Annotated in this window: 13 protein-coding genes; 9 read left to right on the forward strand and 4 right to left on the reverse strand. The window is 69.3% G+C overall.

Annotated features, from left to right (window positions below):
- The 4 genes from ACFU9P_RS32875 to ACFU9P_RS32890 all read right to left on the reverse strand — a co-directional run.
- A partial coding sequence (locus ACFU9P_RS32875) for an FAD-binding protein (protein ID WP_384088019.1) occupies nt 1-326 on the reverse strand: 326 nt, incomplete at its 3' end.
- Between the two features lie 103 nt (nt 327-429).
- Nucleotides 430-1,857 carry a tyrosine-type recombinase/integrase gene (locus tag ACFU9P_RS32880; RefSeq protein WP_384088022.1) on the reverse strand — a complete coding sequence of 476 codons (1,428 nt, stop codon included), beginning with the start codon at nt 1,855-1,857 and terminating at the stop codon, nt 430-432.
- Between the two features lie 16 nt (nt 1,858-1,873).
- Nucleotides 1,874-2,107 carry a hypothetical protein gene (locus ACFU9P_RS32885; RefSeq protein WP_384088024.1) on the reverse strand — a complete coding sequence of 78 codons (234 nt, stop codon included), beginning with the start codon at nt 2,105-2,107 and terminating at the stop codon, nt 1,874-1,876.
- A gap of 182 nt (nt 2,108-2,289) precedes the next feature.
- Nucleotides 2,290-2,718 carry a helix-turn-helix domain-containing protein gene (locus tag ACFU9P_RS32890; RefSeq protein WP_384088027.1) on the reverse strand — a complete coding sequence of 143 codons (429 nt, stop codon included), beginning with the start codon at nt 2,716-2,718 and terminating at the stop codon, nt 2,290-2,292.
- A 261-nt stretch (nt 2,719-2,979) separates the two neighbouring features.
- On the opposite strand from ACFU9P_RS32890, the gene ACFU9P_RS32895 reads away from it, so the two are divergent.
- The 9 genes from ACFU9P_RS32895 (at nt 2,980) to ACFU9P_RS32935 (ending at nt 9,246) form a co-directional block, all read left to right on the forward strand.
- Entirely contained in the window at nt 2,980-3,435 is a 456-nt protein-coding gene (locus tag ACFU9P_RS32895; RefSeq protein ID WP_384088030.1) for a hypothetical protein, read from the forward strand.
- Nucleotides 3,436-3,505: 70 nt separating this feature from the next.
- Nucleotides 3,506-4,294, forward strand: coding sequence for a BN159_2729 family protein (locus ACFU9P_RS32900; RefSeq protein ID WP_384088033.1), 789 nt, complete (start codon nt 3,506-3,508; stop codon nt 4,292-4,294).
- Nucleotides 4,291-4,683 (forward strand): response regulator transcription factor, encoded by a 393-nt coding sequence (locus tag ACFU9P_RS32905; RefSeq protein WP_384088035.1) that lies wholly within the window; start codon nt 4,291-4,293, stop codon nt 4,681-4,683. The genes ACFU9P_RS32900 and ACFU9P_RS32905 overlap by 4 nt, the downstream gene beginning before the upstream one ends.
- The gene (locus tag ACFU9P_RS32910) at nt 4,680-5,549 is read left to right on the forward strand and encodes a hypothetical protein (protein WP_384088038.1); all 870 of its coding nucleotides are present in this window, start codon (nt 4,680-4,682) and stop codon (nt 5,547-5,549) included. Before ACFU9P_RS32905 ends, ACFU9P_RS32910 begins: the two co-directional genes overlap by 4 nt.
- Nucleotides 5,546-5,791 carry a hypothetical protein gene (locus ACFU9P_RS32915; RefSeq protein ID WP_384088041.1) on the forward strand — a complete coding sequence of 82 codons (246 nt, stop codon included), beginning with the start codon at nt 5,546-5,548 and terminating at the stop codon, nt 5,789-5,791. The genes ACFU9P_RS32910 and ACFU9P_RS32915 overlap by 4 nt, the downstream gene beginning before the upstream one ends.
- A complete protein-coding gene (locus ACFU9P_RS32920; RefSeq protein WP_384088044.1) occupies nt 5,788-6,081 on the forward strand; it encodes a hypothetical protein in 294 nt (97 codons plus the stop codon). Before ACFU9P_RS32915 ends, ACFU9P_RS32920 begins: the two co-directional genes overlap by 4 nt.
- Nucleotides 6,078-7,409: an ATP-binding protein gene (locus tag ACFU9P_RS32925; RefSeq protein ID WP_384088047.1), complete on the forward strand. Its 1,332-nt coding sequence runs from the start codon at nt 6,078-6,080 to the stop codon at nt 7,407-7,409. The genes ACFU9P_RS32920 and ACFU9P_RS32925 overlap by 4 nt, the downstream gene beginning before the upstream one ends.
- A gap of 74 nt (nt 7,410-7,483) precedes the next feature.
- On the forward strand, nt 7,484-8,959 hold the full coding sequence (locus ACFU9P_RS32930; RefSeq protein ID WP_384088050.1) for a UvrD-helicase domain-containing protein: 1,476 nt from the start codon (nt 7,484-7,486) through the stop codon (nt 8,957-8,959).
- Nucleotides 8,956-9,246 carry a WhiB family transcriptional regulator gene (locus ACFU9P_RS32935; protein ID WP_384088053.1) on the forward strand — a complete coding sequence of 97 codons (291 nt, stop codon included), beginning with the start codon at nt 8,956-8,958 and terminating at the stop codon, nt 9,244-9,246. The genes ACFU9P_RS32930 and ACFU9P_RS32935 overlap by 4 nt, the downstream gene beginning before the upstream one ends.
- Nucleotides 9,247-9,332: the final 86 nt, after the last annotated feature.

Consider the following 9,332-nt stretch of genomic DNA (forward strand, 5'->3'; position numbering starts at 1 on the left):
GCGAGGCATTCGACGCCCGCCAGGCCCGCTTCGACGGTACGGGCGACCGCGTCGCTCCAGATCTCGCCGGCCGCCAGCTCCAGCGCGGTGCCGTCCAAGGCGAAGCCCTGGGTGGCGATACGCAGGGCGGTGCCCTCGAAGCCGCGGTCCCCGATGACCAGATTGCTGCCGCCGCCGATGATCAGGAGCGGGGTGCCGGCCGCGTCGGCCTGCCCTACGACGGCGATGACCTCGTCGTCGGTGGTGGCCGTGACGAGGCGGGTCGCGGGGCCGCCGAGCCGGAAGGTCGTGAGGGGGGCGAGGGGCGCGTTGTGGAGTTCCTGCACGGGACAAGACTACGGGCCGTCGCGATCGCGGATGCGGTCACGACGGCCCGTGGGCCGGGAATCTCGGCAGGTCAGCCGGGCGGAGTAGCGGGAGTGCTGACGATCACGCGGCAGGCACCACTTGCAGGGGCCGTCGTCTACGGACGGCCTGGCCACGCTTCCCATCCTCAAGGGCCGCCAGCACCTGACCCGCATAGTCCGCGGCCGAGTGCGTATAGATCCACGTCACCTTCCCCCCGCGCTCGTGCCCGAGGATCTCCTGTGCGATGACCTCCGGCACGCCGAGCGCGTGCAGCCGCGAGGCGTATGCGTCACGGGTGTCCGAGAAGACCGGCCACCAGTCGACGCGCTCGACGAGCTGCTGACGGCGCCGCCCCGTCTCCTTGTCCGTCACGGTCGCCTTCACCTTGCGGACGACCTTGCGCGCGACCCCGGCCGCCTGGATCGCCGCGACCCACAGGCGCCTGAACGCCGACCGGCGCAGCGGCGCACGGTACGCCTCCCCCTCGCCGCCGTTCCTCTTACTCCCGCGCCGCACCTGGTTCCTGCCGTGGAACACCAGCTCGGCCTCACACAGCCCGTCCTCTGGTTCCGACACGGCCCGGCTCGCGGTCGGCTCCTCCGCCCATAGCTCCCGCAGCACCCGAGCCGCGAGCCCAGTGAGCGGCACAGAGCGCAGGCCCGCGTCCGACTTGGGGTACGCCTTCCGCTTGATCTTCCCGCGCGGCTCCACCAGGACCTCGCGGACGTGGATGCGCCGCGTCTCGAAGTCGACGTTGCACCAGCGGAGGCCGGCCAGCTCCTGGAAGCGGAGTCCGGTCTCCTGCCCCACGATGATCAACGCGTGGAAGTAGTCGGGAAGCTTCTGCCGGATCAGCCAGAGCTGGGCGTACGACGGCGGTCGGCGGTCCTCCGGGTGCTTCTTCTTGATCGTCGGCAGGCGTACGCCCTCGGCAGGGTTGAAGGGGACGCGCCGGTCCAACTTCGCGGCTGTCAGCATCCTGTCGAGGACCTGGAAGCACTTCGTGACCGAACTGGCGGCGAGCGGGCCGCCGTTCTGGTCGTGCAGGCCGTTGACCCAGGTCTGGATCTCCAACCAGGCCAGCTCGTACAACTTGACGCCGGCGAAGGTCGGCGAGATGTGGTTGCGCCACATCCCCTCGTCCCGAAGCTGAGACTGCGTCCAGCGTTCGATCCGCAGCTCGCCCCTGGTCTGGGTGGGCCACCACAGCCGCCACCAGGCGCCGAGGGTGATCTCGCCTCGGGCAGGGTCGATCCAGGTGCGCTGCCGCATCTCGGTGCGGGTCTCTTCAAGGAAGGCGACCGCCGCGTCGTACGTCGGCTTGTTCTTGCTGCGGCCTCGGCCTGATGGGTCGGTGTAGCGGGCCTCCCATGAGCCGGTGTGCTCGTCGGCGGGCGGCCGGTCGCCCGGATATTTCGCGAGGCACGGTGGGCAGCCGCACTTCATGGAGGGGGCGGGACGTGGATTGGTGGTGGAGGCGGCCTTCGCGGGGGCCTTCTTGCGCACCATCTGGGTGTGCTCCTGATCAGAGAGTCGATGCGCCGGGCACTGCTGCTGGGACCGTGGAGAGGTCGTCGGGGAGCACGAGAGGTGTCCCGCAGAAGCAGTGGAGGCCGGCGCCGGTGGTGGACACACCGAGGTCGATCGTCAGGAGCGCGTGAAGTTCTCTGATCAGGTCATGGATGTGGGTGCCCCCTTGGACGCGAATCTCGACAGCGTCCGGGTCCCAGATGGCGATCTCCGTCTGGTCGTCGACCACGGCGATACGGATACACACAGGGACCCCCCAGGGACGCGAGCGAAGTGCGATGCGCCGCGGGAGGTCGGCAGGGAGCCGACGTTAGCCTGTGTGTGGAGGATGTGCGAAGAGTTTGGCCAATCTAGTTGAGGGTCAAATCAGTGGCAAAAAACCGCCCTTCATAAGGCAACCCTTACTTCCGACTACGAGGCAGTCGGTCGCCCCATCGCTTCCGCGATCCGAATGAGGTCGCGCTGCCGCTCGGTCGACAGAGCCCGATAGATCCTCAGGAGCCGCTCCTCGCGCTCCTGATCGCTCGGGCCCGGCACCGGTCGGCCGATGGCGGCGAAAATCTGCCGCACCGTGACGTCAGCTCCCCAGCGGCGCAGCACTTCCGCCATACCCCGGAATACCTCGGGGTCGACTCGGGACGTGCCCCTGCGGCCGGCCACCCAGTGATTCAGCGTCGTGTATGGGACGTTGGCCGCTGCCGCGAGATCCTTCTGCGTTTTGTCGGCCTGAGCCAGCGCACGCGTGAGGAGCACCCCCAGGTCCTCGCCCTGGTCGGCGGCAGGGTGGTCGCCGGGGTCGCTCTGGCCGGTAGTCACAAAAAGATGGTCCGGCATCGGCATCTACATATGCAAGTAGAACGGAGAACGCTGACCAGTATTTGACTGCCCGCACTACACCTACATCACCCCTGTACGCCCCAAATGAGCACACGTGCTACACCCGGCCACACCACTCACCCTCTTGACTCAATCTCCATCTACATGGAGACTGTAGATAGTGCAGGTCACCGCGACCGGCACACCCCTTCACACGCCATTCAGCCAATCGGCAAGAGGTTCACCATGCGACGACGAGACCGCGGAGCGCCCATCCGGAAGGCCATGAAAGCCGCCGGCATGGGCGTCGAACTCCTCGCCGCCAGGACCAAGACCATCGACCCGACCGGCGAGGGCCTGTCCTCTTCATATGTCGGCTTCATCGTCGGCGGCGGCAAGACCGCCCGCGAGACATGCAGCGACCGAGCAGCACAGCTCATCGCGGCTGCACTCGGCCAGGAGATCGGCACCTTCTTCGAAGATGCCGTTTTCACACTCGACAAATCTCCATCTACACGGAGAACGGAGACCAGGCTGAGTTCGAGTGCCCTGCCGGACCGGCTCATTGATCAGGCCGAGTTGTCCCGCTTTCTGCGGAAGTCGATGAGCTGGATCGACGCGCAGATCCAGGAGGCGAAGGACCGCGGCGAGCTGTGGCCCGGCCTGCATTACGTCGGCCGATCTCGCCGTTTCGACCCAGTCGCAGTCCTCGAAGGTCAGCGCCTCCAGCGCTCGGCCTGAACACGCAGCGGGGCCGCCCCCGCACGCCAGCACCAGGGCGACCCCACACCAACCACCAGAGAGGTAGGCCGTGAACACACAGGCTAACCCGATTCCGACCGCCGAACGAGAGCGCGGGAACAGGACCATCCCCCGGGCGATCGCAACGATCCGCGAGGTCACCGGCACCGACGACCGTACCGCCACCATGCTGGCCACCGCACTCAACGAGGCCGGCATCCTCGCCGACTCCAGCCGCAACAGCCTGATCGTCCTCCGCCGTTCGAGCAGCGGCCAGTGGACGGATGAGCCGCGCACCGACCTGGAGACGCAGGCCCTCGCCTGGGACGCGGCCCTCGGTCGCGCTGCCCGGCTGGCCGAGCAGATCCGTACGGAGCAGGGCGGGGAGCGTGCTGCTGGCACCGGACTGCTGAGTGTGCGGACGGAGCGCGAGCGGGTGCTCGTCTCCGTGCAGGTCACCGACATCACGCAGTGGGCGGGCTGGTGCCGCTACCTGGGCATCACGCAGGAGGAGCCGGGGTCTCCAGCGCACGCGTACATCGGGGCTGGGCACCGTGATGGTGTCGCGGTGTCGGTTGTTGCGTACGACGCTCCGGCGACGGAGGCCCGGACGGTGGCTGCCGCGACGATGCCATACCGGTACGGCGGTGCCGTGTACGACCTGGCCCTCCCGCTCCGGGACACGGAGGGTGCCGTCTGGGACTACCGGCAGATCCGTACGGACGGGATGCCGCTGTTGTCGCGGCGGGATGACCCGACGGGCGCGCGGTGCTCGCTGGGCCATGTCGTGCAGTACGCGGGTCCGCTGACGGCCGTGCGGGACGAGGCTCCTGTGTCGGCCGCCGGGGGTGCGGCGTGACGACACCGGAGCAGAAGCTCACACTCACGGTCACGTTCCGAGGAGCGCTGATCGCTCACGCCGACAAGCATGATCTCCCCCTGACGACGCGGCAGGTGGAGGGGCTGGCTCGGGCCGCCACGACGGCTGTGATCGATCCCGAGGTGCCGGTGGTGCACCGGCAGGTGGTCCTCTCGCCCCAGCAGCGGGAGACGCTGCGGGCGCTGGCGATCGGCGAGCGTGCGACGGAGACCGCGCTACGGCTGGTCCTGTCTCTGAACACGATCAAGACCCATCGCCGCACGCTGTTCAAGCGGATGGGTGTGCGTACCGGCGCCGAGGCTGTGGCCGTCGGCATTGCTCTGGGCCTGATCGCGGTACCGGCGAAGCGTCGTAGGGGGTCAGTGTGACTCAGGCCCTGAGCCCGGAGATCCGGGCCGTCATCGCCCAGCAGCTCGGCGACGCGAAGCCCGCGCAGGACGGACTGCTCGTCTCGTTCGGCAAGGCGATCGCTGACCGCCGGGACCACGAGCACCCGAAGTGGGAGGACCTCTTCTGCCTGAACCTGTCCTCATATATGGGGGAGCGTGCGGCGCCTGTGCTGCGTCGCCTGCTCGACGCTGAGGCCCAGCGGGACGACCTGCGGGACCGGTTCGCGGAGGCGGTGGCCACGGTTACGCGCTTGGAGCAGAAGCGCGTCGAGCTGGAGCGCATCGCGAACGCCGAGCGGGCACGGGTCGCCGAGCTGGAGGCCGCTCGCAGTACGGATCGGGCCGCCGCACTCATTGCGCTCGCTCTGGCCATGCGCGAGGAGCCGTCGTACGACCTGGCAAGCAAGATCGAAGACCTCGGTGAACTCGTACTGGCTGGCGAGCCCGATGAGATTGCCGCGCTAGTCGACGAGATCACCCAGTTGACGGCCATGGATGAGGTCGCCGCTGGGGTGGCCAAGAGCCTGCTCTTCGCTGCCGCCGAGGCGGCCAGGCTGGCGGTCACCCGCGAGTTGGAGGCTGGTGAGTCCGCTTCTCTCGGCGAACCGGACTTCTTCCAGCCCGGCCGCACCTACTGCGACAGCAACGGCTACCGCGCTCCGGAGCTGACCGCCCACTTCCGTGTGGAGCACGTCACCCGCCACCCCGAGCGGGGCCACCTCCGCGCCATCGGCTGGCTGCGGACCGGCGCGCCGGGCGCACGGTGGCACGGCGACTTCCGAGACGAGGGCCAGTTCGACGGCTGGACCGACATCACTGACCCCCGGGAAGGCGGCGAGCGATGACCGGGCCCGAGCACTACAAGCGCGCCGAGGACCTCGCGAAGACGGCCGCCCGGCAGCCGGAATCCAGCGACGCCCCGGCCCTGATCGAGCTGGCGCACGTCCACGCGACGCTCGCCCTGGCTGCCGCCACCGCCATGCAGGCGCCCGTGGACGGCTCCGAGCCCGGCATGAGCCCGGCCGAATTCCGCGAGTGGCACCGGGGCGCGGGCGTCAAGCCGACCACGCGGGGTGAGGCCGGATGAGCGCCTACACGAGCATCTACCAGGCCCTGACCAAGGGACGCGTGCCGATGCCGCCCTCCGAGGCCGCGCGGCTGCTCAGCGAGCTGCGCGCCGAGACCGGCGTCGACCTCGCGGACGGCCTCCGCGATCACGCCGACACGGAGTTCCAGCCCGCGGCCACGGACTCGCGTGCCATCCACCGCCGGAAGAAGACCAAGTACGGCGCGACCCTCGACTGCGCTGAGTGGGTCCTCCACGCCACCGGCGCCCGCCCCACCATGCCCAACCAGCGCACCCGGAGCACCTCGTGACGTTCACCTTCGCCCCCGCCACCCGCGAAACCGCCAAGGCACGCATCGCGCTCCAAGGACCCGGCGGCAGCGGGAAGACCAAGACCGCCCTCCGCTTCGCCGAGACCCTCGCCAAGGGCGGCCCGATCGGCGTCGTCGACACCGAGCGCGGCTCCGCCCTCAAGTACGCCCCCGTCCCCGGCCGCCCGGACATCGAGGCCCACGAGTTCGCCCACCTGCCGATGGCGTTCTGCTCGCCCGAGAACCTGATCTCCGCGGTGAAGGCCGCGGAAGAGGCCAGGCTCGCAGTCCTGATCATCGACTCTTGGTCGCACTTCTGGGCGGGGAAGGGCGGTCTTCTCGCCCGCGTCGACGAGGAGGCGAAGAAGGCCGGGAGTGGCGGGAAGTTCACCGCCTGGGGCCCGGTGAACGAGTTGGAGCAGAACATGCTCGACGCGCTCCTCGGCTTCCCCGGCCACGTCATCGTCACCATGCGCACGAAGAACGACTATGAGATGGAGGGGAAGAAGGTCACGAAGGTCGGCGTCAAGACCGTCCAGCGTGAGGGCGCGGAGTACGAGGTCGATGTCGTACTCGACATGATCGAGGGCACCGGCACCGTGACCAAGACCCGGTACACGGGCCTGGCCGGCATCACGGTCCATCACCCGGGCGAGGCGCTCGCGGAGACCATCCTTGAACAGCTCGGCCAGGGCGTCGACATGGTCCAGGTCATCCTCGACGGGCTCACGGCCGAGGACCTGACGTACCAGGGCGCGCGGGAGCTGCACACACGGGCGAGTTCTCGCGGTCTGCTGACCACGGGGACGCTGCACCCGAAGACCGGCGAGCCGACGACGATCGGCGCTCTGATCGCGGAGTACGGCACAGCGCTCAAGCCCGCCCCGGTCCCGGCAGCTCCTGCCGACGAGCAGCCCACACCGGCCCCTCAGCAGCCCCCGGCGCCGCCGTCTGACGACATGACGGCTGCCGGGAGGTCCGCTCCCACCGCTCCTTCGGTCGCGCGGGAGCCGCAGGAGCCGCAGCAGGCGCCCGTGCCGGTCACCGCCCCGCAGATGCGGATGATGCACGCGCTGTTTAACAAGGTCGGCATGCAGGGTCGCGACGCCCGCCTCCGGGCGACCTCTCTGATCATCGGCCGTCCCGTCGGGTCCGCGAACGAGTTGCTGATGGGGGAGGCGAAGGACCTTCTCGACACGCTCACGAACTACAGCGAGCGCGAGAACCCGGCGGACGAATTCGCCGCCATGGTCCAGGGCCTGGAGGACGACGCCGCCAAGGCTGCGGCCGACGAGCTGTACGTGGCTGCCAAGCAGAGCGCCGCCTGATTCACCGCTGACTGCGGGTCCCGCCGACCGATCGCGGCGGGGCCCGCACCATCCCAGAGAGGAGGACACCCCCAGTGGTGAACCCCACCCCCGAGCAGCGCGAAGCGATCGACTCCTACGGCGACGGAATCGACCTCGTTCTTCAGGCCGGCGCCGGATGCGGCAAGTCGGCAACGCTGAAGATGATCGCGCAGTCGGACCCGCGCCGCCGGATGACGTACGTCGCCTACAACAAGTCGATCGCCGCCGACGCGAAGCGCAGCTTCCCCGCCAACGTCGGGGCCAGCACCGGACACGGCCTCGCCTTCGACCCGAAGTACCTGCCGCGCCTGAACCGCCCACGCCAGACCGCCCACGCCGCGGCCCAAGCCCTCGACGTCAAGGCAATCCTCGGCATCATCGGCGCGACCCCGTCCATCCCCACGGACCTCGGCCTGCCGAAGGCCATGACCGGCAAGATCATCATGCGGTGCGCGCTGGACACCGTCTCCCGCTGGTGCCACAGCAGCGACCCCGAGATCAAAGCTCGGCACGTACCGAGATACGACGGGCTCACCAAGCCGGAAGTGCGGGAGCGGCTCCTCGCCCTGGTGCTGCCCGTCGCCCACGCCGCGTGGGCCGACCTCACCAACGAGGACGGTGTCCTGCGGTTCGACCACGACTACTACCTCAAGCTCTGGGCGCTCTCGCGGCCGATACTCCCGACCGACGTGGTGCTCCTTGATGAGGCCCAGGACACCAACGACGTTCTGGCCGAGGTCCTGCTCTCCCAGGAGCACGCGCAGCGGATCGCGGTCGGGGACAGCTCTCAGGCGATCTACGAGTGGCGCGGCGCCCGGGACGCCCTCCGCGGTTTCGTCCAGGCTCTGGGCTGCCCCGAGCTGACGCTGTCCCAGTCGTTCCGGTTCGGTCCGGCGATCGCCGCCGAGGCGAACAGGTGGCTCCGCGTCATCGACGCGCCTCTCCGGCTCTCGGGTTTCGAGCAGTGCGATTCCTCGATCGGCCCGGTCGACTCCCCGGACGCGATCCTCTGCCGCAGCAACTCGGGCGCGATGGGCGTCGTCATGGAGGCCCTGACCACCGGCCGGAAGGTCGCACTCGTCGGCGGAGGCTCCGAGATCAAGCGCCTCGCCTGGGCTGCCGAGGCACTCCAGGACGGCCGCCCGACCGACCACCCCGAGCTGCTGGCTTTCCCATCCTGGGACGCCGTACGGGAGTACGCGGAAGAAGAAGACGGGTCCATGAAGGTCTTGGTGAAGCTCATCGATGAGCACGGGACCGACCGAATCGTGGCCGCCGCTGACCAGCTCGTCGCCGAGACCCGCGCCGAGCTGGTGGTGTCGACCGCCCACAAGGCCAAGGGCCGCGAGTGGCCGGCCGTCCGGATCCACTCCGACTTCCGGCCGCCGAAGCCGAATCCGGAGACCGGGCACGTCCTTCTGAAGCGCGAGGAGGGTCGCCTCGCATACGTCGCGGTGACCCGGGCCCGGGAGCGCCTCGACAGCCAGGCCCTCGCCTGGGTGAACACGATCACCGCGGTGTCGGCATGACCCCGCCGCAGGGGCCGGACTGGGCGAAGGCCGCGTGCCGCGGCATGGATGTCGACCTCTGGTTCCGGACCGGTCGTACCCCCGCAGACCAGGCCGATACCCGGTTCGCCCTGGCTACCTGCACCAGGTGCCAGATCCGGATCGAGTGCCTGGAGGACGCCATGCGCGAGGAGGAAGGCAAGGGCTACCAGATGCGCTACGGCATCCGGGGCGGCCTCACCAAGGGGCAGCGCCATCACCTCGCCGCCAGCCGCCGGAAGGCCGCCCGCGCCGCCGCTGCGGCCTGACTCCTGGTGGGGGGGACGGAAACCCCGCACACACCCGCTACCCAAACGCCACCCGAAAGGAGGAAAAAGGGGAGGGAGGGGGGCGC

It is taken from the genome of Streptomyces sp. NPDC057617 (genome assembly GCF_042800555.1).
Taxonomy (GTDB): domain Bacteria; phylum Actinomycetota; class Actinomycetes; order Streptomycetales; family Streptomycetaceae; genus Streptomyces.